The 24,018-nt window shown below is 44.7% G+C and carries 20 protein-coding genes and 1 pseudogene; 10 read left to right on the forward strand and 11 right to left on the reverse strand.

Going from position 1 to position 24,018, the window contains the following annotated elements:
• The first annotated feature begins 17 nt into the window (after positions 1-17).
• Genes AB4185_RS11915 through folA form a run of 3 tightly spaced genes read left to right on the forward strand, consistent with a single transcriptional unit; the run spans position 18 to position 1,774 of the window.
• Positions 18-785, forward strand: coding sequence for a threonine/serine exporter ThrE family protein (locus AB4185_RS11915; protein ID WP_017061378.1), 768 nt, complete (start codon positions 18-20; stop codon positions 783-785).
• Positions 785-1,258 (forward strand): threonine/serine exporter family protein, encoded by a 474-nt coding sequence (locus tag AB4185_RS11920; RefSeq protein ID WP_017062945.1) that lies wholly within the window; start codon positions 785-787, stop codon positions 1,256-1,258. Before AB4185_RS11915 ends, AB4185_RS11920 begins: the two co-directional genes overlap by 1 nt.
• A 36-nt stretch (positions 1,259-1,294) precedes the next feature.
• Complete coding sequence (gene folA / locus AB4185_RS11925; RefSeq protein ID WP_017062944.1) at positions 1,295-1,774, forward strand: type 3 dihydrofolate reductase; 480 nt, start codon at positions 1,295-1,297, stop codon at positions 1,772-1,774.
• A gap of 74 nt (positions 1,775-1,848) precedes the next feature.
• Here the strand turns inward: folA and AB4185_RS11930 are convergent, their stop codons facing one another.
• From AB4185_RS11930 to lptD, 6 genes are all read right to left on the reverse strand, one after another.
• The gene (locus AB4185_RS11930) at positions 1,849-2,652 is read right to left on the reverse strand and encodes a symmetrical bis(5'-nucleosyl)-tetraphosphatase (protein ID WP_017062943.1); all 804 of its coding nucleotides are present in this window, start codon (positions 2,650-2,652) and stop codon (positions 1,849-1,851) included.
• A gap of 29 nt (positions 2,653-2,681) precedes the next feature.
• Positions 2,682-3,062, reverse strand: coding sequence for a Co2+/Mg2+ efflux protein ApaG (apaG, locus tag AB4185_RS11935; RefSeq protein ID WP_004735899.1), 381 nt, complete (start codon positions 3,060-3,062; stop codon positions 2,682-2,684).
• A gap of 88 nt (positions 3,063-3,150) precedes the next feature.
• A complete protein-coding gene (gene rsmA / locus AB4185_RS11940; protein WP_017062942.1) occupies positions 3,151-3,966 on the reverse strand; it encodes a 16S rRNA (adenine(1518)-N(6)/adenine(1519)-N(6))-dimethyltransferase RsmA in 816 nt (271 codons plus the stop codon).
• Entirely contained in the window at positions 3,963-4,955 is a 993-nt protein-coding gene (gene pdxA / locus AB4185_RS11945) for a 4-hydroxythreonine-4-phosphate dehydrogenase PdxA (RefSeq protein ID WP_017062941.1), read from the reverse strand. The genes rsmA and pdxA overlap by 4 nt, the downstream gene beginning before the upstream one ends.
• Positions 4,942-6,240, reverse strand: coding sequence for a peptidylprolyl isomerase SurA (gene surA / locus AB4185_RS11950; protein ID WP_065584690.1), 1,299 nt, complete (start codon positions 6,238-6,240; stop codon positions 4,942-4,944). The genes pdxA and surA overlap by 14 nt, the downstream gene beginning before the upstream one ends.
• Before the next feature lie 43 nt (positions 6,241-6,283).
• Positions 6,284-8,611: an LPS assembly protein LptD gene (lptD, locus tag AB4185_RS11955; RefSeq protein WP_102332753.1), complete on the reverse strand. Its 2,328-nt coding sequence runs from the start codon at positions 8,609-8,611 to the stop codon at positions 6,284-6,286.
• A 149-nt stretch (positions 8,612-8,760) separates the two neighbouring features.
• On the opposite strand from lptD, the gene djlA reads away from it, so the two are divergent.
• Both djlA and AB4185_RS11965 read left to right on the forward strand, forming a co-directional pair.
• A complete protein-coding gene (gene djlA, locus AB4185_RS11960; RefSeq protein ID WP_017061385.1) occupies positions 8,761-9,615 on the forward strand; it encodes a co-chaperone DjlA in 855 nt (284 codons plus the stop codon).
• 57 nt (positions 9,616-9,672) lie between these two features.
• Positions 9,673-10,223, forward strand: a pseudogene (locus AB4185_RS11965) (DUF924 family protein).
• A 95-nt stretch (positions 10,224-10,318) separates the two neighbouring features.
• Here the strand turns inward: AB4185_RS11965 and AB4185_RS11970 are convergent.
• From AB4185_RS11970 to leuA, 5 genes are all read right to left on the reverse strand, one after another.
• The gene (locus AB4185_RS11970) at positions 10,319-11,101 is read right to left on the reverse strand and encodes a DUF547 domain-containing protein (protein ID WP_102332755.1); all 783 of its coding nucleotides are present in this window, start codon (positions 11,099-11,101) and stop codon (positions 10,319-10,321) included.
• Between the two features lie 156 nt (positions 11,102-11,257).
• Positions 11,258-11,860, reverse strand: coding sequence for a 3-isopropylmalate dehydratase small subunit (gene leuD / locus AB4185_RS11975; protein ID WP_102332756.1), 603 nt, complete (start codon positions 11,858-11,860; stop codon positions 11,258-11,260).
• Positions 11,861-11,874: 14 nt separating this feature from the next.
• Positions 11,875-13,287, reverse strand: a complete 1,413-nt coding sequence (gene leuC / locus AB4185_RS11980; RefSeq protein WP_017062936.1) for a 3-isopropylmalate dehydratase large subunit — start codon at positions 13,285-13,287, stop codon at positions 11,875-11,877.
• 117 nt (positions 13,288-13,404) lie between these two features.
• Positions 13,405-14,496, reverse strand: coding sequence for a 3-isopropylmalate dehydrogenase (leuB, locus tag AB4185_RS11985; RefSeq protein WP_017061390.1), 1,092 nt, complete (start codon positions 14,494-14,496; stop codon positions 13,405-13,407).
• Between the two features lie 97 nt (positions 14,497-14,593).
• Positions 14,594-16,141: a 2-isopropylmalate synthase gene (leuA, locus tag AB4185_RS11990; protein ID WP_017066940.1), complete on the reverse strand. Its 1,548-nt coding sequence runs from the start codon at positions 16,139-16,141 to the stop codon at positions 14,594-14,596.
• Positions 16,142-16,709: 568 nt separating this feature from the next.
• Between leuA and AB4185_RS11995 the strand changes: the two genes are divergently transcribed.
• From AB4185_RS11995 to AB4185_RS12015, 5 genes are all read left to right on the forward strand, one after another.
• Entirely contained in the window at positions 16,710-17,369 is a 660-nt protein-coding gene (locus AB4185_RS11995; RefSeq protein ID WP_102332757.1) for a TetR/AcrR family transcriptional regulator, read from the forward strand.
• On the forward strand, positions 17,369-18,706 hold the full coding sequence (locus AB4185_RS12000; RefSeq protein WP_050053092.1) for an efflux RND transporter periplasmic adaptor subunit: 1,338 nt from the start codon (positions 17,369-17,371) through the stop codon (positions 18,704-18,706). The genes AB4185_RS11995 and AB4185_RS12000 overlap by 1 nt, the downstream gene beginning before the upstream one ends.
• Positions 18,703-21,810, forward strand: a complete 3,108-nt coding sequence (locus AB4185_RS12005; RefSeq protein WP_102332758.1) for an efflux RND transporter permease subunit — start codon at positions 18,703-18,705, stop codon at positions 21,808-21,810. Before AB4185_RS12000 ends, AB4185_RS12005 begins: the two co-directional genes overlap by 4 nt.
• Positions 21,811-22,103: 293 nt before the next feature.
• Positions 22,104-22,628 carry a phosphatase PAP2 family protein gene (locus AB4185_RS12010; protein WP_017062930.1) on the forward strand — a complete coding sequence of 175 codons (525 nt, stop codon included), beginning with the start codon at positions 22,104-22,106 and terminating at the stop codon, positions 22,626-22,628.
• Positions 22,629-22,682: 54 nt separating this feature from the next.
• On the forward strand, positions 22,683-23,738 hold the full coding sequence (locus AB4185_RS12015; RefSeq protein WP_017068817.1) for an MJ1255/VC2487 family glycosyltransferase: 1,056 nt from the start codon (positions 22,683-22,685) through the stop codon (positions 23,736-23,738).
• The last annotated feature ends 280 nt before the right edge of the window (positions 23,739-24,018 follow it).

The raw sequence follows: 24,018 nt of genomic DNA on the forward strand, positions 1-24,018 counted from the left end.
CCTATGGGAAGGAAATCATGGCATCAAAGCAAAGAGCGATCTCAAGACTCGTCGCTCAATCAGGACAAATGTTATTGGCGCACGGGGCAGAGAGCACACTGGTCGGCGATATCATGCGTCGCATCGGTATTGCTTGTGGGGTGAATGAGGTTGAAGTCGCACTGTCAGCCAATGCGCTTGTTGTAACTACCGTAATGGATGATCACTGTATTACCACTACTCGAAGTTGTGCTGATCGTGGCATTAACATGCAGGTTATCACCGACATTCAACGCATTTGCATCATGATGGAGAAGGGAATTCTCGATTATGATTTGGCGTATAAAAAGATTCAAAACATCAGCCCCGAGCGCTACAACCGTTGGTTAGTGGTTGTGATGATAGGGTTGTCGTGCGCCTCTTTTAGCCACCTTGCGGGCGGAGACTGGCAAGTCTTCATGATGACTTTTATTGCTTCAGCTTGCGGTATGATCGTCAGGCAAGAGATTGGGCACCGCCATTTCAATCCGCTATTAAACTTTGCTATCACAGCATTCGTTACCACGACCATTTCAGCTCAAGCCGTACTTTACAATATTGGCGGCCAACCCACGATCGTGATGGCTTCATCTGTATTAATGTTAGTACCTGGTTTTCCTCTGATTAACTCCGTCGCTGATATGCTTAAAGGCCATATTAATATGGGGTTAGCGCGCTTTACCATGGCCAGCTTATTAACTCTGGCGACGAGCTTGGGCATTGTCGCGGCGATGAGTCTATCAGATGTTTGGGGGTGGGCAAGCTAATGAGTATTTTCGAACTGTTTTTAGGTCTGCTCAACGATATGTTTTTCGCCGCTATTCCTGCGGTTGGGTTTGCATTGGTGTTTAACGTTCCGCAACGTGCTTTAATTTATTGTGCACTCGGTGGTTCTATCGGTCATGGTAGCCGGTATCTGATGATGCACTTTGGTATTCCAATCGAATGGGCGACGTTCTTCGCCGCAACCGTGGTTGGTATGATAGGGGTTCATTGGTCACATAAACTGTTAGCACATCCGAAGGTGTTTACGGTTGCAGCTCTAATTCCTATGGTGCCAGGTGTGTTCGCCTTCAAGGCGATGATTGCGATGGTGGAGATTAACAGGGCAGGCTACACGCCTGAGTTGTTGGCAATGTTGATGGAGAACTTTTTAAAATCGATGTTCATTATCGCAGGGTTGGCGGTTGGCTTAGCTGTGCCAGGGCTGTTATTCTATCGCCGTAGACCTATCGTTTAGCGTTAATTTTCTTTTTAGGGACAGGACTTTCGATTTATGATCATCAGCATGATAGCGGCAATGGCAAACAACCGTATAATTGGTAAAGACAATCAGATGCCTTGGCATTTACCTGCGGATTTTGCATGGTTTAAACGCTCGACTATGGGTAAACCAGTCGTGATGGGACGTAAGACCTACGATTCTATTGGACGCCCTTTGCCGGGTCGGTTGAATGTCGTAATCAGCCGTGATGAGAGTTTAAAGATTGAAGGTGTAACGACGGTAACTTCTATTGAACAGGCTCTAGAGCTACTCAGTGATGTTGAAGAGGTGATGATCATTGGTGGCGGCTCTATTTATGAGAGCTGCTTACCTAAAGCGGACAAGTTGTATCTGACTTACATCGATTTCGCCGTCGATGGAGATACACAATTTCCTGACTGGGGTGAAGGTTGGAAGCAGAGCTTTAACGAGAGCTATCAAGCTGACGAGAAAAACAAACACAACATGGAGTTTGTGATTCTCGAGCGTTAACTGTGGTTATCAATAGCTAGTCTCTGAAAAATGCTTGCGTTACCCTACCAAGGTAGCGCAAGTTTCTCGTATCTTTATAGCGCTTTCTGAGTGAAAAACTGTTTATCTTCCCAGCGAAGAATTGTCAATTCACCTCCCCAGACGCATCCAGTATCAAGTCCAATTACGTCTTTTCCGTTATAGCCTTCAAGCGCAGCCCAGTGTCCAAAAACAACGGTTTTATCGAGCTTTATGCGTTGCGGAAGGTCAAACCATGGCACTAATGGTTCATCGGTAATCTCATTCGGTGGTAGCTTACATGCCATGTCGAGACGGCCATCTTCAAAACAGAAACGCATTCTTGTCAGGCTATTGATCGCATAGCGATAGCGCTCAATATCATGTAAATCCTGATGCCATAAATCAGGCGCGTTGCTGTACATGTTTTCGATTAGCCATTGCCATTTATCGGACTTTAACAAGGATACGATCTCTCGATTTTCAACACGTGCTCTTTCTAGATTCCACTGCGGTGAGATACCCGCATGGCACATCACGAACTCTGGGTGTTCTTGAAGCAAAGGCTGTTGTCTTAACCATTCGATTAGCAGTTCACGATCTTCAGCATCAAGAATCGCTTGAGTCTTATCTTTTGGCTTCGCTGGAAATAGTCCTAAGGACACCGCCAGAAGATGTAAGTCGTGGTTGCCTAATACAACCTTAGCTGCGTCACCAAGGTTACGAATAAAGCGTAACGTCTCCAATGATTTAGGGCCTCGAGCAACTAAGTCTCCGGCGACCCATAAAGTATCTTGGTGTTTATCAAAGTTAATTTTTTCAAGTAGTCCTTGAAGTTCGTCGAAGCACCCTTGGATGTCTCCGACAATGTAATTCGACACAATAATTTCCTGTAGATACGGATGTACGGCTAATTAAGAATATTAGGGATTGCGAGTCTGAATGGGTCAACTTCGGTAATAAAATCAATGCCCTTGTTATCGGTCATCACATAGTGACCTTGCATAACGCCAACAGGGGTTTCGATGACCGTACCACTTGTGTAGGTGTACTCGTCGTTGGCTTCAATCACGGGTTGTTGGCCAACTACACCATCACCCTCAATGGTGAGCTGCTTGCCGTTAGAGTCGGTAATTAACCAGCGGCGAGACATAAGTTGCACCGTTGTTTTACTTAGATTTTTGATGGTAATAATGTAGGCGAAGACATAACGATTCTTCGTTGGCTCAGATTGTTCTTCTATGTACTTAGAGTGAACCTGGCATTTGATACAAGGCGTAGATATATCCATATTCGCACCTTTTGTTGTTGATATACTTAATGTAATTAAAGTATTACATAAAAAAGGCTCCTAACCGAAGTGTAGGAGCCTTTTTTATTTATTTGTCAGCGTTATGACTGTCGTACAACCAGTTTGCCATGTCGACAAACTGCTCGAGTGTTAAGTTCTCAGGACGCATGCTTGGGTTGATACCTAGCTCTTCAAGCACTTCCTTATCGATTAAGCTCTTGTAGCAGTTACGAACTGTTTTACGACGTTGGTTAAAGCCTTCACGACAGACGCGATCTAGCCATTTCAGATCTTTTGCCGGATAAGGCAGCACTTCGTATGGCTGTAGGCGCACGACTGCTGAGTCTACTTTCGGTGGCGGAACGAAGGCCGTTGGTGGAACTTCTAACACAGGCGTTACTTTACAGTAGTATTGAGCCATTACAGTAAGACGACCGTAAGCTTTACTGCCAGGGCCAGCAGCTAGACGGTTAACCACTTCTTTTTGAAGCATAAAGTGCATGTCTTGCACGTCTTTATGGAATTCAAAAAGGTGGAACATCAATGGTGTAGAGATGTTATATGGCAAGTTACCAAAGATGCGTAGCTTATTGTTTGGCTTAACCAGTTCTTGGAAATCGAACTTCATCGCATCGCCTTCACGGATCGTTAGCTTGTCCGCAAGATCTGGATGGTTACGAAGACGTTCTGCAAGGTCTCTATCCAATTCGATAACAGTAAATTTATCGACAAGCTTACCCACAGGCTCAGTAATTGCGCCTAGACCAGGACCGATCTCTACCAAGTTTTGACCTGGTAGTGGGTTAATACTCGATACGATGCCATCAATAATGTATGGATCGTTAAGGAAGTTTTGACCAAAACGTTTACGCGCTTTGTGCCCTAAGTGGACATCATTTCTCATTGCTTTTTCTCTACTAATTCAATGGCGTGCGTGAGCGCTGTTCTAAAGCTCCCTGTATCGGCTTGGCCTTTCCCTGCCAAGTCTAAGGCGGTACCGTGGTCGACTGATGTGCGAATAAACGGTAAGCCAAGCGTGATGTTCACTGAGCGACCAAACCCTTTGTATTTCAATACCGGGAGTACTTGGTCGTGATACATACCTAAAACAGCATCTGCATCTTGCAAATATTTTTCATTAAAGATGGTGTCTGCTGGCAATGGGCCAACTAAATTGATGCCATCTTTTTGGCGAATTTTTTCTAGCGTCGGGGTGATAGTTTCAATCTCTTCACGCCCTAAACAACCATCTTCACCAGCATGTGGATTCAAGCCACACACATAGATAGTTGGTTTCTCAATAGCAAATTTTTCAACCAAGTCTTTATTTAGAATAGCAATAATTTGCTCTAATCTGTCTTCGGTCACAGCTTGAGATACATAAGCTAGTGGGATGTGCGTTGTTACTAGCGCAACACGCAGCCCTTCAGTTGCCAACATCATCACCACCAGTGGTGTATTGGACTTCTCTGCAAAGAACTCGGTATGGCCGCTAAAAGCAACGCCAGCTCGGTTAATTACACCCTTGTGAACGGGGCCGGTGACAATAGCATCAAATTCATCATTCATACAGCCAATTGCTGCGGTTTCTAAAGTATTTAATACGTAATGACCATTAGCCTCATTGAGTTGACCTGCAACTGCCGTTTCAGCAAGTGGAACGTGTTTCACTACCAGTGTGCCAGCGCGTTGCGGTTGCTTAGCTGCATTTGCATCGTAGTCCAGAAGATCGACTTCGATACCAAGAATTTTAGCTCGCTCGGATAGCAGTGTTTTATCAGCACAAACCACGAGTTGATGAGGCCAACTTTCTTGAGATAGAGCCAAAGTTAAATCTGGGCCTATCCCTGCTGGTTCACCTGCGGTTATGACAATACGTTTAGTTGTTGTCATCTTGGTCGTCCTCAACCATCTCAACAAAGGCACTTGCTCTTACTTCTTGTAGCCAAGCACCAGCTTCTTCGTTGAATTTACGGTTAAATAGAATTTGGTAAGCTTTGTTTTTCAAAGCTGAATCGGTACGGTCGACTTCGCGACGGTCTAGTACTTCAACAATGTGCCAACCGTGTACGGTTTTGAATGGCGCACTGATTTTGCCTTCTGGTAGCGTTTCTACTTGGTGTTTGAATTCTGGTACATACAAATCTGGTGTTTGGTAGCCTAGCTCACCATCTTGTACTGCAGAACCTGGATCTTGGCTGTATTGCTGTGCAAGGTCGCCAAAGCTCGCTTCACCTGTGTTTACGCGGCGCGTGATCTCTTCAAGTTGTTCTTTCGCGCCATCGTCACTCAAGATTACGGTTGGCTTAATCAAGATATGACGAGCATTCACTTCCGTTACTGCTACGGTTTCTAAGCCTTTCACATCTTCAATTTTTAGAATGTGGAAACCTACACCGCTACGGAAAGGACCGATGATGCTGCCTTTATTTTGCATTTTGATCTGGTCAGCAAAAATGGTTGGCATCTCTTCTTTACGCATCCAACCCCAATCACCACCTTGCAGCGCTTTAGGACCCTTAGAGTAAGTATATGCCATGGTGCTGAAATCTTTGCCTGAGTTCAGTTCTTCAACCAGTTCAGTAGCTTGAGCTTCTAACTCTTCTTTGGTTTGGTCATCATTAAAGCGCAGTTGAATGTGGCCAATTTTATATTGAACGGTCGCGTTAGTCTCTTGCGCTAAGATATCTGCTAGGTTATCAACTTCCGCAGGAAGAATATTGATACGGCGACGAACTAAGGCGTTACGAGCTTCACTTGCTGCAATCTCTTTTCTTACTTGCTCTCGAAATGCATTGTAGCTAAGGCCTTCTTCAGCAACCGATGCGGTAAGTTGTTCTACCGTTTGGTTGTTGTCTTTAGCGATACCTTCAATTGCTTGATCAAGTCGAGCATCATCAATACGAACACCGATACGTTCTGCTTCTTGAGTTTGAATAGTATCGATGATCAGTTTTTCTAGTACTTGCTCATTGAGCACATCTTGCGATGGCAGTGTTTGACCGCTTTTTTTTGCGTTGGCACGCAGTGTCTTCATCGAAGCATCGATGTCGCTTTGTAAGATAACGCCTTCGTTAACGATAACTTTTACGCTGTCTAGCTCAACCGGTGCTGCAAAGCTTGTTGATAAAGTACAAGTCGCTGCAATAGCAATTAATGTGCGTTTCCACAATGTCATGTGTAATCCTTTAAATTTACTGATTTCTTATCAGTAAAGAAAATTAGTTGTTTAAGAAGAATGGGCGACCGTAGCTCAATGAGTTATCAGAACTGCTATCCCCAACAGCGCCTGAATCAGAGCCTAAGTTAGTACCAAAGCCGATAATACCGAAATTCACACCAAAGTTATTTTCATATTCAGGCGTGACATTTGGATCACTAATGTTATTTGTCAGCTGGTTACTATACGTAAATCCGATATACCAACAATCCGATTTATAGTTCAAGCGAGCCAACCATTCTAGATTTTCTTGTGTGGTTAAATCATAGAAATATTGAGCACTGGCATTCCACTTCCGCGAAATCTGGTAAGCACCAAGTAAGCCTGCTTGTGAGATACCATCTCTAGTTATTGAACCAACATTTATACTTTCGCCTACATTATCCTCAATATATTCTTCTGTAACGTAGCGGTAGTTGGTTTGTATATAGCCGCCGGCAAAACGGTACTCAATGGTACTGTTAGCAAGTTGCATCGAAGATGAATCAATGTCGTATTGCACACCGCCATGGTAGAAAAGGTAATCATCGTAGTTGAAGTCCATTTCAATAGCCCAAGATGAATAATTAGTTTTGTCAGCGGAGTCTTCGTTGCCTAAAGTTTGCTTTGTATCTTTATCAAAATAGAAAATTTGACCAAAAGATATGTTTAAGCGCTCTCGGTACTCATCATCAAAAAAGCGAGATGATGCGCCATAGCTAATTTGATTTGCTGACGCAATGCGGTCTACACCACTGTATTTGCGGCTTCTGAATAAGCCATAGTAATCAGTCTGTAGTAGTGTTGTATCGTAAAGACCAATTTCGCTTTGATCTTCTTCTGGCACGTAAAGGTACTGAACTTGAGGTTCGAGTGTTTGAGTGTAATTACCTACAATTTTTGTATCACGTTCAAGAACGATACCTGCGTGGCTTCTAAACTCAGGTATTACACGTGTTACTGATTCCTCTAAATCTTCATACTCACTATCAATGTCATTCAGATCCTGTTGGTAGTATGTACCAAGTAATCGTGCTTCGGTTGTCCAAGTGCCCCAAGTGTTACCTACTGGGATTGTAATACCAGGTTCAACGTGAACACGAGTGGCTGATGGTTTGCCTGATGCGTCGGTATCGAACATTGATATATGACTGATTAAGTCAAAATCTAGGTAATCCATTACCTCTGGAGCATAGTAGTTATACTCGAGTTGTGGCATTAGACGATAAGGCAAGTTATTGCTGGTGGTAAGAACTTGGAAGTCTCGAACAAGTACAGACGCATCCCAATTTTGAGAACGGTATGTTGCTTGCCCTTCTTGAAGCAGTTGTCCATCTTCACGGTTACCGATATTTGAGCTCATGTCCGAAAAGTAGTCAATATCACTGACTTTAGAGTAATCAATTTCGAATAACCAAGATTGTTGGAATATTCCTGAATGTTCTAGTTGGAAACCCCAACGATCGCCTAGATCAGTGTACTTTTGATCGTCTGGTAAATATTCAGACTCGATACTACCGGAACCAAAATCGCTTAAATATCTGAATTTACTGTTGAGTTGAGTGCCACGCTCTTGCATGTACTTGAAGGTAGTTTCCAAATCGTAGTCTGGTGCTAAGTTCCAATAAACAGGAATTTCAGCTTCAAAACCATCGCTTGAACCATACGAAACTGTTGGGTACAAGAAACCGGTTTTACGTGTATCACCCACCGGTACTGTTAAGTAAGGTAAGTAAAAGACGGGAACACTTTGGATTTCAAAACGTGGATTATAAAAAGTGGCTTGTTCTTCGTCTTGGTCGACACTGATGCTCGATGCTCTTAGACGCCAAGCATTATCGCCAATCGGGCAAGAGGTAATGGAGCCATCTTCAATCTCATAAACCGCTTTACCTGTTTTTGCTATATAAACAGCATCTCCGCGACCGGGCTCGCAAAGGAATTCGTAATCGGTGTTCTCAAGCGTCATTTCATCTGTAGTCAGATTATTGGTCGCTCTGTCTGAGATAGATTTGATTTGACCATCACTAAAGTTTACGTTGCCTTCAGCTACAACGATATTTTCTTGTTGGTGCAGGGTTACGTTATCTGCAAGGATGGTCTTATTTCCTTGCGTAACGACTACGTCACCTGAGTATATTGCCTTGTCACCATTGATAGCTTCTAAGCGATCTGACTCAACATGAGCGGGTAGCTGTGTCTCGTTTTCTGCAGCGGGCTCGATCAAGCATTGATCTATAGAGGGCATTTCCTGCACACTACTATCGGTGATTGTTTCAGCTTGAGTTGTCGACACGTATAACGCCGTACTTATAGACGCGGCTAACAAGGTGCGGGAAAAAGATTGCATGAAGTTGAACTATCCTGTGTCACTAGATGAAGGGTTGATCTAGTATCAATCCAATTAATAAAGCATTTTCCTTATGATAAAGGAAATAATAGCATTCAGCATCATCAGACAGCATTACTCAGATAAAATTCATAGATAGAGAACACATAATGCAAATATTTGGCAAAATTTTGGGCGCGTTTTTTGGCTTTTTATTTGGAGGGCCACTCGGTTTAGTTTTTGGTCTGTTTTTAGGACACCAATTCGATAAAGCTCGCGGATTGAACCAATCAGGCTTCAATAGCTCTGGTTTTGGTCGAGGTCCAAGCCAAGCAGAAAGACAGAACGAGTTTTTTAAATCCGCTTTTGCGGTTATGGGGCACGTTGCTAAAGCGAAAGGGCAGGTAACGCCAGAAGAGATTCAACTCGCTTCTACCATGATGGAGCGTATGAACCTGCATGGCGAACAGCGTAAAGCAGCGCAAGATGCATTCCGTGACGGCAAAGAGAGCGACTTCCCTCTGAACGACGTACTTGAGCGAGTTAAAATCTCATCGGGTGGTCGTTTTGATCTTCTGCAGTTCTTTCTAGAGCTTCAGGTATCTGCCGCATTTGCGGATGGAAGTTTGCACCCGAGTGAACGTCAAGTTCTGCATAAAATAGCGCAAGGGCTTGGGTTTTCGGCAGCACAACTAGAACGCCGCTTGCAGATGCAAGAAGCTGCGTTCCGTTTCCAACAGCAAGGTGGAAGCTTTGGTGGCCATCAGGGTCATGGGCAATCATCAGGTTGGCAACAGGCTTCGCAACAGAACCAACTTGGCGACGCATATAAGGTTCTTGGTGTGAGTGAAAGTGCTGACGGTAAAGAGGTGAAGAAAGCCTACCGCAAGCTGATGAATGAACATCACCCAGATAAACTGATGGCGAAGGGCTTACCGCCTGAGATGATGAATGTTGCGAAAGAGAAATCGCAAGAAATTCAGAATGCTTATGACCTGATAAAGAAAGTAAAAGGTTTTAAGTAATTGAACACTAAACCGAGTAATAACAAAGTTACTCGGTTTTTTATTAAAGGGAATTATATGACGGTAACGTATCAGGATGTTCTAGAGTTTTGGTTCGATGAGTTGACGCCTAAAGGTTGGTTTACTGGCGGCGCCGAGATTGACACTTTGATAGAGTCTCGATTTTCTGAATTGCATAAAGCAGCCATTCAAGGCGAGCTATTTGAGTGGCGCCAAACTGCGCAAGGACGATTGGCTGAGATTATCGTACTTGATCAGTTTTCTCGAAATATTGGTAGAAAAAGTCCGACAGCATTTTCTGCTGATCCGATGGCGTTGGCTCTAGCCCAAGAGGCGGTAGCGGGGCGGGTGGTTTTGATCACCAGCTTAACGAGCAACAGAAAAGCTTCCTGTATATGCCTTATATGCACAGTGAATCTTTGTTAGTCCATGAACAAGCCGTGGAACTCTTTTCTCAAACGGGATTAGAGCATAATCTGGACTTTGAGTTTAAGCACAAGGTTATCATTGAGCGATTTGGTCGCTATCCGCACCGTAATGAGGTGTTAGGGCGAGCTTCGACTCCCGAAGAGATTGAGTTCTTGCAGCAACCGAGCTCAAGCTTTTAATTGTAGAAATACGGTCAAAGAATTGAGAAGAGGCTAGAGGTTAATAAAAACCTCTCGCCTCTTTTTTACTTTAGTGATCAACTTTAGCCTTAGAGCTAGTTTGCTTGGTTGAGCGACCAATCGTATTCATAACTGATGTTTTGAGTATTGGTTACTGCTTCAATTCGATATTGTTCTAAGTGCTGAATAAGCTGTTTCTTCGTACCAAAATCCACAGCAAACCATTCGTAAATCGATGATAGTTGAAGCTTATTGTTTGTAACCATCACGCCTTTGTCACTGCTTACAAACTCAGTTGCAGCTTGCTCTAGCAAGGCTTCAGTATTTTTAGAGGTAAAAGCGTCAGGTTGTAAGTTAGGGCAACCTAGGCTGGCACAGTTCACGGCATAATGCGTGCGAGGATCTTGCCAAATTGGTCTTAGGATTCGGTGTTCAATGTCATTGAGTGTCAGTGATTTCCCATTAACGACTACCACATCATCTCCCCACGGACCGAAACTAAATAGTCCGCCAAGTTTAGTTATGGATTTGATCGGGTAGGCATCAAGAATCAAATCGACAGTCACGGCGTTGTATAGGTTAACCCAATAGGCATACTGCTCCGCTTTTGAATAGTCGAGCGGATTCACCTGTTCGAGTTGCTTGATGTATTGTTTAAGCTTTGTTTTATCGGCGGTGTTCACTGCTTTATAGCGAACTAACGTATTTTGCCCCTGTTTAACCAAGTAGCTATCGAGGAATTGCTGCCAATTTTGATGAGATACCTGTTCTAGGTTGGTTTCGTCGCTTTGCTTCCAGTATGGCCAAAGATCGGATTTAGGCGCAGACCAAGCTAAGGTTGAGAAAAGTAGGCTGACAATAAAAAGTAGTTGTTTCATGGCATTCTCCTGATGACTGACTACTAAGACCTTAAGGCTTACCATTTTCTTTCATTGCTCTTCATTTAAATAAACATATGAAGTTAAGTTAAAAGCTTAGCCAAATAAAAAAGGTTGGCACTTGGCCAACCTTTAGATTTATTCAGAAACGTCTCATTATTTTAGGAAGCTAGGAATCTTAGCTTCAAACTCTGAGATCTTATTGGCATGTTGAAGTGTAAGGCCGATATTATCTAAACCATTCAGTAAGCAGTGACGACGGAACTCATCAATTTCAAACGAGTACTCTTTGCCGTTCGCGCTGACTTTCATTGCTTCTAGATCAACCGTAATTTCTGCACCTTCATTCGCTTCAACGAATTGGAATAGCTCATCCACTTCTTGCTCAGTCAATCGAACTGGCACCATTTGGTTGTTGATCGAGTTACCGTAGAAAATGTCGGCAAAGCTTGGTGCGATCATTACTTGGATACCGTAATCGGCAAGCGCCCACGGTGCGTGTTCACGAGATGAACCACAACCGAAGTTTTCACGAGCTAAAAGAATTGAAGCGCCTTGGTAGCGAGCTTCGTTCATTACAAAATCAGGGTTTGGCTGTTGGCCTGCATCGTCTAGGAAGCGCCAATCGTGGAACAAGTGCTTACCAAAACCGATGCGGTTTACTTTCTGTAGAAACTGCTTTGGAATGATCGCATCAGTATCGATGTTGGCCGTATCTAGAGGAACGACTAATCCGGTGTGTTGTTGAAAACCTGACATGTTAAATCCTCTAATTAAAGTTCACGAATATCGACAAAGTGACCAGCGATAGCCGCTGCGGCTGCCATTGCTGGGCTAACTAGGTGCGTACGACCATCACGGCCTTGGCGACCTTCAAAGTTACGGTTTGATGTAGAAGCACAGCGCTCTTGTGGACCTAGACGGTCGTTGTTCATCGCAAGACACATAGAGCAACCCGGTAAACGCCATTCAAAGCCTGCTTCGATGAAGATCTTATCTAGGCCTTCAGCCTCAGCTTGTGCTTTAACTTGCTCTGAACCCGGAACGATAAGCGCTTGAACATGTTTCGCTACTTGACGGCCTTTCGCTACCGCTGCTGCTGCACGCATGTCTTCGATACGAGAGTTAGTACAAGAACCCACGAACACTTTATCTACGTTGTAATCAGATAGAGATTTACCGGCTTCAAGACCCATGTAAGCCAGCGCTTTTTCAGCTGATGCTTTTTCTACAGGGTCTGCGAAGCTTTCTGGTGCAGGGATTGGTGTGTCTACTGAGATAACCTGACCTGGGTTGGTACCCCAAGTGACTTGTGGTTTGATGTCTGCCGCTTCTAATGTAACAACTGCATCGAATTCTGCATCAGCATCGGTTTTTAACGTATCCCAGTATTCGATTGCTGCTTCTAGGTCTTCGCCTTCTGGAGAGAACTTACGACCTTTGATGTACTCGTATGTCGTTGCATCTGGAGCGATTAAGCCTGCTTTAGCGCCAAGCTCGATTGCCATGTTACATACTGTCATACGACCTTCCATCGTAAGGTCGGTAATTGCCTCACCACAGAATTCAACTACGTAGCCAGTACCGCCAGCAGCCGTTGTTTTACCGATGATCGCTAGCACGATGTCTTTTGCAGTGATGCCAGGAGTAACCTTGCCTTTTACTTCGATCTTCATGGTTTTAGCGCGAGCTTGTTTTAGCGTTTGCGTAGCTAGAACGTGTTCCACTTCTGAAGTACCGATACCAAATGCTAGTGAACCAAATGCACCGTGTGTAGCCGTGTGCGAGTCACCACATACGATGGTCATGCCCGGTAGCGTAATACCTAGCTCAGGACCCATTACGTGCACAATACCTTGGTATTTGTGGTTTAGATCGTAAAGCGTGACACCAAACTCTTCACAGTTCTTCGATAGCGTTTCCATTTGGATACGAGCCATCTCACCAGAAGCGTTGATGTCTTTAGTTTGTGTCGATACGTTGTGATCCATGGTCGCGAAAGTCTTGCCAACTTGGCGAACTTTGCGGCCTTTCTCACGTAGGCCATCAAAGGCTTGAGGTGACGTTACTTCGTGAACTAAGTGACGATCGATATAAAGAATTGGTGTTTCGCCCTTCGCTGCAACCGCAACGTGAGCGTCATAAACTTTTTCGTATAAGGTTTTTGCGTGCTGGTTTGTCGACATAGCTTTTCTTCCTTGGGAGCATCAGTCCCAGTGTTTGTTTCGAGCCAAGTCATGCGGTTTACGCTGACTTGGCTTGATATTATTCTTATGTACTTGCTTCTAATCGGAGCCTTTAGCTTATGAAGCTAAGATGTACTCAGCGATCTTGTCACCCATTTCAGAGGTAGTCAGCGCTTGGTTTTTGCCAGCAAGGTCTGCCGTTAGCTCGCCTGCAGAAAGTGCTTTAGAAACCGCTGCTTCGATGTCTTGTGCTGCCGCTTCTTCGCCTAGGCTGTAACGAAGCATTAGGGCTGCAGAAAGGATTTGCGCGACTGGGTTTGCGATGTTCTTACCTGCGATATCTGGTGCGCTGCCACCTGCTGGTTCGTATAGGCCGAAGTTGCTTTCATTTAAACTTGCAGAAGGAAGCATACCCATAGAGCCAGTGATCATTGCGCACTCATCAGAGATGATGTCACCAAAGATGTTTGAACATAGCATTACGTCAAACTGAGATGGGTCTTTGATTAGCTGCATGGTCGCGTTGTCGATGTACATGTGGTTTAGCGTTACATCTGGGTAATCTTTTGCGATCTCTTCAACGACTTCACGCCATAGGATAGAGCTCTGTAGAACGTTCGCTTTATCGATTGAGTAAACGTTTTTGTTACGTAGGCGTGCCGATTCAAACGCAATCTTTGCAATACGTTCGATTTCGTAGCGGTGGTAAACCTCTGTATCAAAAGCTTTTTCAGTTGCGCCTTCGCCTTCACGGCCTTTAGGTTGGCCGAAGTAGATACCGCCTGTTAGCTCACGGACTACCACGATGTCGAAACCGTTACCTGAGATGTCAGCACGTAAAGGAGAGAAAGACTCTAGACCTTTATGGATTTGAGCTGGACGTAGGTTACAGAACAGTTGGAAGTGTTTACGTAGAGGAAGTAGGGCACCACGCTCTGGTTGGTCGTTCGGTGGAAGGTGTTCCCATTTAGGACCGCCAACCGAGCCAAATAGTACTGCGTCAGATTCTTCACAGCCTGTTACTGTCGCTTCTGGAAGTGGACAGCCGTGGTTATCAATTGCGATACCACCAACATCATACTCTTCACGAGAAAAGCTAATCGCATGCTTCTTTTCAATCGCGTCTAGCACTTTGTGTGCTTGCTGCATTACTTCTGGGCCAATGCCATCACCAGGTAGTACGGCAATCTTGTATGATTTATCAGTCATGTTAATCCTTTAATTCTTGTTACTGAGCTCTTTCGCTCGTTTTAAATTTTGTCCCTAAAGCCAATAACATCGGCTCTAGGGCTCTGTTATTGGGTGTTTAAACTGTTGCGATTCTTTGCTGTTTCATTTCAGCAATGGTGTCTGCGCGTTGAATGCTATTAATAACGTGCAGTAGCGCCTGACCAGAGGCCTCAACGATATCCGTTGAAACGCCTGTACCGTGGTACTTGCGGCCTTTGTAGTTCGCAATAATATCAGCTTGGCCTAAGCCATCTTCGCCTTCACCTTTCGCGGTAAGGTCGAATTTATCCAATGCAATTTCGTAACCTGTTAAGCGGTAGATACATTGGTATAAAGCATCAACAGGTCCGTTACCGACAGCCGCTTCGCATTTCTCTTCATCACCACATTGCAGCTTGATGCTAGTGGTAGACATAACACTACCAGATTGTACGCTTAGGTAGTTAAGTTTATAGAAGTCATCTTCGTCACGTAGATTTGCGAAGTGCATTAGTGCTTCTAGGTCGTAATCGAATACTTGGCCTTTACGGTCAGCCAGTTTCAAAAAGTCTTCGTACAATGAATCTAGGTTGTACTCATTGTCTTTGTAGCCCATTGCGTCCATGTGGCTCTTAACGGCTGCACGACCACTGCGGCTTGTTAGGTTCAATGCTTTGTTTTTCAAGCCAATAGACTCAGGTGTCATGATCTCGTAAGTGTTCTTGTTCTTTAGCATGCCATCTTGGTGGATACCTGAAGAGTGACTGAATGCGTTAGCACCAACGATTGCTTTGTTGTCTTGAATCGGCATGTGGCAAAGCTGGCTCACCAATTTACTGGTACGGTGGATCTCTTGGTGATCTAGGCCGGTATGAACACCTAATAACTCTTGACGAGTCTTGATGATCATTGCGATCTCTTCTAAAGAACAGTTACCCGCGCGTTCACCAATGCCGTTAATGGTACCTTCAACTTGGCGAGCACCTGCTTGTACCGCTGCGATTGAGTTAGCAACCGACATGCCTAAGTCATCGTGACAGTGAACAGAGATGATTGCTTGGTCGATGTTTGGAACGCGATCAAATAGCGTTTTGATAATGCCACCAAACTCGTTAGGTACTGTGTAGCCCACTGTGTCTGGAATGTTGATGGTTTTCGCGCCCGCGTTGATTGCCGCTTCAACCATACGACATAGGTTGTCGATAGGTGTACGACCGGCATCTTCACAAGAGAACTCAACATCGTCTGTGTAGTTGCGCGCATGCTTTACCGCTTTTACTGCCATATCGACAACATCGTCGTAGCTACGGCGTAATTTATCTTGCACGTGAACCGTTGATGTAGATATGAAGGTGTGAATACGGAACTGCTCAGCGACTTTTAACGCTTCTGCAGCGGCATCGATATCCTTCGCTACAGCACGAGAAAGTGCACAGATTCGGCTGTCTTTAATATTTTTTGCGATGGTTTGTACTGACTCAAAGTCGCCTGGTGATGACACCGGAAAGCCCGCTTCAATAACATCTACACCCAGTCGTTCAAGTGCATAAGCGATCTGTAATTTCTCTTTTACCGTTAAGCTTGCAGCCAACGCTTGCTCGCCATCACGTAAGGTCGTGTCAAAAATTATCACTTGATCGTTCATGGGTGCTTCCTTATATCGATAATGAATCGATTGCTATCCAAATTATTATTAAGAATGATGTTCTTTTAAAAGTGCCAGTTACAAAAAAACCCGCTCAGCGCGGGTTTTAATATTTGTGTAGTTCTTGACCCACAACTTACCCGCGCGATTGGTTCACGATAAGGAGAAGTTTCAGCAGTCGAGAAGAAGAAAAAATCATTACACAAATATCCGTAAATAAACTGTTAACACCATATTTACCGCAATTTATTCTGAGCGTCAAACAAGAAAATCCAATATCAGCGTGCTTTGGCGGTGTTTTTTTTTGGTTTGTGCTGCTTGCGTGTTGTTTGCTGGTGTTATCAGCTGATTGAGTGTTTTGTACTGGGCGGTTAGTTTATCGTTTGGCTGATGTGTAGGTTAAAACTTTGTAGTAAATCTTTTTGATGGAACGATTCACCAATAAAATTAAAAGGGTGGCTAAATTAATTAATCATTTGATTAAATAGTGAGTAATTAATCTTCTACAACCATGTCGATTTATCCCTATAATTAATCGTGTGATTAATTATAGGGATAGGTCTCAGTGATGGCAGCGCGTAAAGCAGGGCGACCTCAACAGAATCTAGATGTACGGCAGTTACTCATTGAGCACGCTCGAGATCTGTTCGTGGTTCAACCGTACGACAAGGTCTCGACGCGCCTGATTGCTGAGCGTGCGGGTGTGAATATTGCGATGATCCGCTATTACTTTGGCAGTAAAGCCGGATTGTTTGAGGCGATGCTGCGTGAAACGCTACGACCGATGCAATTGCAGATGCAGAGACTCGTTGATGAAAGCAGTCATGAGAACTTTCTTGATTTAATGAGGACTTACTACAAAGAGATGGTCAAAGTGCCGAAGTTTCCTCGCTTGATAGCCCAAGTGATGAATATGCCTCCCTCTGAAGTGCAAAGAGAGTTGCTCGAAAAGGTTTTCCTCGATGTTGCAAAGCCAGCCCAAGATGTCATTTTTGAAAAGTTGGTTGAACAAGGCATCTTAAAACAGAACATGGATCCAAAATTGTGCCGTATTTCGTATGTAAGCTTGATGGTGTTTCCTTTCATCGCTCCGCCGCCTTTATTGGCAATTCATGGGATTGAGATTAATGAAGAATTTCTTAATCGTTTAATCGAACACAACATTCAATTGATGACTGAAGGCTTTATTAACGCACCGAGCCCTTCTTCCGTGCAGGACCAAAGATAATGAAAATAAATAAAAAACTACTCTTCTTTCCAGCACTTGCGGTTGGTGTGATTGGCCTTGTCGCCGCGATTAACTTGAAGCCGGATCTTCCAACCAAACCTGCGGGTGATAGGGCTCGCTTAGTTGATACTGTGAGCCTAGAACAACAACTGATAGCGCCGTTAGCGGTCGGCTTTGGCAAAGTGGTGCCTAAAGTTGAATGGAAAGCGATCGCTGAGGTGACAGGACAGATCGTGTATCGACATCCAGATCTTGAAAAAGGCCAGGTGATCCCTGCAGGAACGGTCGTGCTCAAGGTTGATCCATTGGATTACGAATTGAAACTGATACAAGCAGAGGCGGATCTAAAATCAAGCCAAACCTCATTAGCGAAATTGAATCAAGAAGAAGACAACCTTAATCAGACTCTTAAGATCGAAAAGAATCGTTTGGTGATCAGCAATAAAGAGCTACAACGTAAACAGGATCTGCGTAAGAAAGGGCTCACCTCTCAATCGGATGTCGACCTGCAACAACAAAGCGCATTGTCTCAGCAGAAGTTGGTATTAGATATCGCGAACCAAATCGCGTTGATGCCAGATGAAAAGCGTGTTGCGGAAGCGGTGATTAAGGTCAACGTGTCTAAGGTAAAAGAGGCGCAGCGCTCTCTCGATAAGACCACGATCACTTTGCCAAGAGCGATGCGAATTGCTCAGGTTGATATCGAACAAAATCAAGTAGTAAACCTTCAGCAGGAGATGTTTATTGCTCACGGGATTAATGTCATGGAAGTAGAGGCGCAACTTTCTATTCACGATATGCAAACTTTAGCCTCCAGCTTTAACCAATTTCCTCGCGATGCTGCAGGAATCCCTAATCCTTATGAAGCGCCAATCAAAGCAAGCATTCAACTTAACAGCGGCAACCTGAACCTCAGTTGGCCAGCGAAGGTGGCAAGAATCAGCGAAACAGTTGATGAAAACCAAGCGACGGCGGGGATTATTCTCGAGATCGCTCAAGATTACTCACAATTGCAACCAGACAGCGCGACGCCTTTGGTTAACGGTATGTTTGTCAAAGCTGAGATTGAGGGTGTCGCCAATCTAAGTTGGGTGGTTCCAGAGCGAGCACTGCATGGTGATAAGGTTTACCTGATGGATGACAACCAGCGTTTGCAAGTGGTCAATGTTGAAGTGCTTTATCGCAGAGACAATCAAGTGGTTGTGAGTGGAGAGCTACAAACTGGAGATAAACTGGTTCTCAATGATGTCCTGCCAGCAATAGAAGGCATGTTACTGAGAGAGTCCAACTCTGAAGAGGCTGAGCTTGAATCAGATACTCAGGAGAGTGCGTCATGATCAAGTTTTTCTCTCGGCACCCAACAGCAGCAAACTTGTTGATGCTTGGGTTGTTGATCTTGGGTATAAGCTCACTATCAACCATCAAACGTGAAACCTTCCCCGCTTACGATCCGCCTTACATTATGGCTGCGATTGTTTATCCCGGCGCCTCTCCACAAGAAGTGGAAGAGAGCTTGTGTGTGCGAATGGAAGATGCAGTAGACGGCTTAGCCAACATTGAAGAAACTCAGTGTGAAGCCATCGAAGGCAGCGCTCGTTTAATTCTAAAGTTAAATGAAAAAGCGGACATCGGCCGAATGCTGGTGGATGTGCAAACCCAGATCAACTCGATCAATGATTTCCCAACTGAGATTGAATCGCCTGTTGTTCAAGAGCTAGATTGGAATGAACCGGTTGTCGATATCGCTATAACAGCCGAAACGTCGTGGCCAGAACTTAAGGCCTACGCGGAAGATCTTAAGCGCACCATGAAGCTTGATTACGATGTCTCTTTGGTCGAGGTTAGCGGCTTCTCGGATCATCAATATCGAGTGGAACTGGATACCCAAGCTATTCGTCAGTTGGGTTTGAGTGTCGGTGATATCGCGGATCAAATTGGTCGACAGAATGTAAAACTGCCGAGTGGTAACGTTGAAACACCAGACAAAAACTTTCTGATTCGTTTCGACGAGAGACGAGTTACGCCTGTTGAGCTGGAAAGCATCGTGGTTGGATCTGCGCCTAATGGCTCGGTGATTCGTTTGAGAGACATAGCCAAAATAACCGACCGCTTTGAGCTTGATGAGCAAAAGGTGCTATTTGATGGCAAGCCTTCAGCGCTGCTTAAGATCAGTAAGAACAAAGAAGACGATGCGCTGCGAATCAAAGAGAACGTAACACGATTCGTTGAAGATCAAAGCGCGATTGCTCCTGATGGCGTGACACTACAAATGACCAACGATCTCTCATCTGTGCTTTGGGATCGTCTAACCATGATGGTGAGCAATGGCTGGCAAGGTATTGTGCTGGTGTTCGCCACCATGTGGCTGTTCTTCAGCTTACGTTATTCATTTTGGGTGGCGGCAGGGTTGCCAGTGGCCTTCCTTGGTGGCTTGTTCTTAATGGCCAACCTTGGTTTGTCGATCAACATTATGTCGCTGGTCGGGTTGTTAATGGCAATCGGTATTATGATGGATGACGCCATCGTGATAGCCGAATCGATAGCCTCCCACTTAGATAGGGGACAAAGCGTCGATGATGCGGTGTACAACGGCGTTAAGAAAGTGCTTCCCGGAGTACTGTCTTCTTTCTTAACCACGGTGTGTATTTTCGGTAGCTTACTGTTTCTTGATGGCGAGATGGGCGCTGTGCTTAAGGCCGTTCCTCAAGTATTGATTTTGGTGCTGTCGTTGAGCTTGATTGAAGCCTTCCTGATTCTACCTAATCACCTATCTCATTCATTACACAAAGAAAAAAATGACAAGCCAGCGCTGCGCTTTAAAGTGGTGTTGCTTGAGAAGTTTGAGAACTTCCGTAATACCACTTTGATGAACATGGTTGAGAAAGTCGTGACCTTCCGCTACGCCTTTATGGGCGGAGTGATTACGCTGTTGTTGCTTTCAGTCGCCTTGATTGCTGGTGGTGTTGTTAAGTTTCAACCTTTCCCAGAGCTGGATGGTGATATTGCCGAGGCGCGTATTATTCTTCCGCCGGGCGCATCACTGTCTCAAACCGAGAAAGTGGTCGACAAAATTGTCGCGTCTGCTGAGCGTTTGAACAAGCAATGGAGCGAAGAGGTTGAAGAAGGCAATACACTGGTCGAGCACATAACTAGCCAATTCAATGCTAACGCCGATGCCAATGAATCCGGCCCGCACTTAGCCACAGTGCGCTTAGATTTACGCGGAGCAGAGAGTCGTAATACGGTTATCGATGATTTCATTGATGCGTGGCGAGAGGATATTGGCGATTTAGCGGATCCTATTTCATTGGTGTTCAAGCAACCGACTATGGGGCCGGGCGGTCGTGCTATTGAAATCCGCGCCAAACACGATGACCTGAGCGCATTGAAATCCGCTTCTTTGGATATTCAGGAGTACCTTAATCAGTTCGATGGGGTGCACGGCGTGCTTGATGATATGCGCATGGGTAAAGAAGAGATTTTGGTTAAGCTGCGCCCGGGCGCTGAGACCTACAATGTGAATGGACAGATGATCGCTTCCCAATTACGTGCGGCTTTCTTTGGTCAGACAGCGGATGAGATTCAAATCGGTGTTGAGAATATCTCGATTGAAGTTCGTCTTGATAAAGAACAAGCGGGTGATTTACAGCAGCTAGCTAACTTCCCAATCATTACCGCAGACGGCAGTCAGATCCCGCTAGCAACGTTGGCGACATTAGATTTCCAGCGTAACTACGTGCGAATTCAGCGTATTGATGGGCTGAGAACCATCAGTATCTTTGGTGATATTGATAATAAGAAAGCGAGTTCATCCGCGATTTTGGCTCAGTTCCAAAAAGATGAAGCCGCCAAACTTATTCAGAAGTACCCGGGTTTACGCTTTGATTTCGAAGGGGAGGCCAAGGATGCAGCCAAGACTGGCGCTTCGATGGGCAAAGGATTCTTGCTCGGCTTATTCGGCGTGTTTGCGATTCTTAGCTATCAGTTCAGAAGCTATTTAGAGCCTGTGGTCGTGATGTTAGCGATTCCACTCGCTTTTATTGGGGTGGTCGTTGGTCACTGGATACTTGGCCATTCTTTGAGTATGCCAAGCATGATGGGCTTTGTGTCGCTTGCCGGAATTGTGGTTAATGATTCCATCTTGTTGGTGCAGTACATTCGTCACCATGTCGATGAGGGAGATAGCGTGCATGACTCGGTGGTGAAAGCCAGTCGCGAGCGTTTCCGAGCGGTATTCTTGACCTCAATGACGACTGCGGCAGGTTTGCTACCGCTGTTGACGGAAACCAGCTTACAGGCTCAGGTTATCCAGCCATTGGTTATTTCGATCGTATTCGGCATATTTGCCTCGACCTTACTGGTGCTGTTTATGACCCCTGCTGCTTACGCGATATTGGCGGATTTCGGTTTGGTTAAAAAGCACGAGCCACTAGCGCTATAGCCTTTAGCGTTTAATTATTTGCGAGCTCTATTATCATTAGCGAACGCTATAACCATTAACACGATAGAAGTAGCGTTTGCTTGCTTATATAAAGAATTGAAAACATAGAAGAATAAAGCGGCCTTGGGTCGCTTTATTTTTATCGGTCGCTTCTATCGCCATCCTGACTTGATCCATTGACCAGCCTATCAAGCATGGGAAATTTCATTTTAGTTCATTCAAAATGTCACTTAACTGTCATTTGTTGAGCATAACTTGAGCCTTAACTGAATAAGGATTGTTAAGGAGATCGTATGCGTACTATCGAACCTATTGTCCGCTGGGATGTGGCATTTTCTGTTTTCTGTTTAAACAACCGCTATGGCGGGCAACATGCAACGCTCAGTAAAGCGGTGTCTCATACTGGAGATGGACACCTTTATGTTTTGATTGCCTTGATTGCACTGCTGGTCGATAGCAACACCGGTCGAGACTTTCTTTTGGTGGGCTTAACCGCCTTCGCAATCGAACTGCCTATTTACTGGTTTGCTAAAAATACCCTCAAGCGCCGTCGACCAGCTGAATTCTCTTCACTACTTCACTCTCATATTGTGCCATCCGATAAATACAGTCTGCCTTCAGGGCATTCCGCTGCTGCTTTTGTTATGGCGACCCTAATCGGGCATTTCTATCCGAGCTTGTACCTCTTTAGCTTGGTGTGGGCAACTGCGATTGCAGGCTCTCGAATCCTGCTCGGTGTGCACTTTTTAACGGACGTACTGATTGGCGCAGCCTTGGGCATCGCTTGTACCAGCCTAGCTATCAGCTTCATCCTGTAATTATTTTGTTGGCAACCACTGCCGAGCTTAAGTGGTAAATTTAAAGGAACATGCATGAAAATTTTATATGGCGTACAAGGCACAGGAAATGGGCACATCGCTCGAGCGAGAGCAATGGCCGTCGCTTTTCGTCAGCAAAATATTGATGTCGATTTTCTGTTCTCTGGGCGAGATGAGAGCAAATACTTTTCGATGGAAGCGTTTGGCAACTATCAGACCCGCAGCGGCTTAACTTTTTACAGCGAGCAGGGGCAGGTTAAATACGGCAAAACATTCATGAAGAACAACATCTGGCGATTTCTCCGTGAGATTAACCAGATCGATCTTACGCCTTATGACTTAGTGATTAATGATTTTGAGCCTGTCACTGCATGGGCGGCTAAGAGACAAGGTGTGCCATGCATTGGGATAAGCCACCAGAATGCGTTTCGTTATGATGTACCCAAAGAAGGGGGCAACTGGATTGAACATTCAGTGATTCAACATTTCGCCCCAACCGAGCACTCTATTGGCTTGCACTGGTATCACTTTGAACAGCCGATTTTGCCGCCTATCGTTCACACGCTGGTTGGTGAGCAACAAACCAAAACAGCACAAGACTTTACGTTGGTCTATTTGCCATTTGAGGATCTTGAGTCGATCTCAGAGCTGCTGATGAAGTTCATTTCGCAAAACTTTGTCTGTTACCACCCGGATGTGATTGAGCATAGCCGAGTTGAAAATATTGAGTTCAAACCACTGAGTCATGCGGGCTTTCAATTCGACCTCAATCAGTGCTCTGGTGTGGTCGCAAATGGCGGCTTTGAATTGCCATCTGAAGCCCTAACTTTGGGGAAGAAATTGCTTCTCAAACCACTCGAAGGACAGTTCGAACAACAGAGCAATGTGGCGACGCTAGAGGCCCTTGGGTTAGCTCAAACCATGACGTTTTTAGATGCGGCTATCTTGCGCGCTTGGCTCAGTGAAAAACAGGCCGAAGTGGTCACCTATCCAGACGTGGCAAGTGCACTCGTTGAGTGGGTATTAGCAGGGAATTGGTCTAATCAAGATGATTTAAGAAAGCAACTTTGGGACAAGGTCGACTTTCCAAGTTATGCATCGCTCACCTAACTCATAAGTGCTATTTCTGAATTGACCGGTTGAACAATTCACGAGTTCAATAAATTGTAACAAATGTAACCAAACGATAGAACAGCTAAATAAGTCGAAATTAAACTCATAAGTGACGCATTTTATGTTTTTTTATAACTCTATAAATAATTGATTTTTAGATGTTATTTAATAATTAAGGTAAAATAAAATTATTCTTTATCAATCTTGTTGGTAGCTCGAGATGCATTGGTTAATAGTAATGTCAATCCGAAAAACATCGGTCTGATAAATATAAGAA

Origin of the sequence: Vibrio sp. 10N.286.48.F5 (assembly GCF_041469785.1) — a bacterium.
GTDB classification, from domain to species: domain Bacteria; phylum Pseudomonadota; class Gammaproteobacteria; order Enterobacterales; family Vibrionaceae; genus Vibrio; species Vibrio crassostreae_C.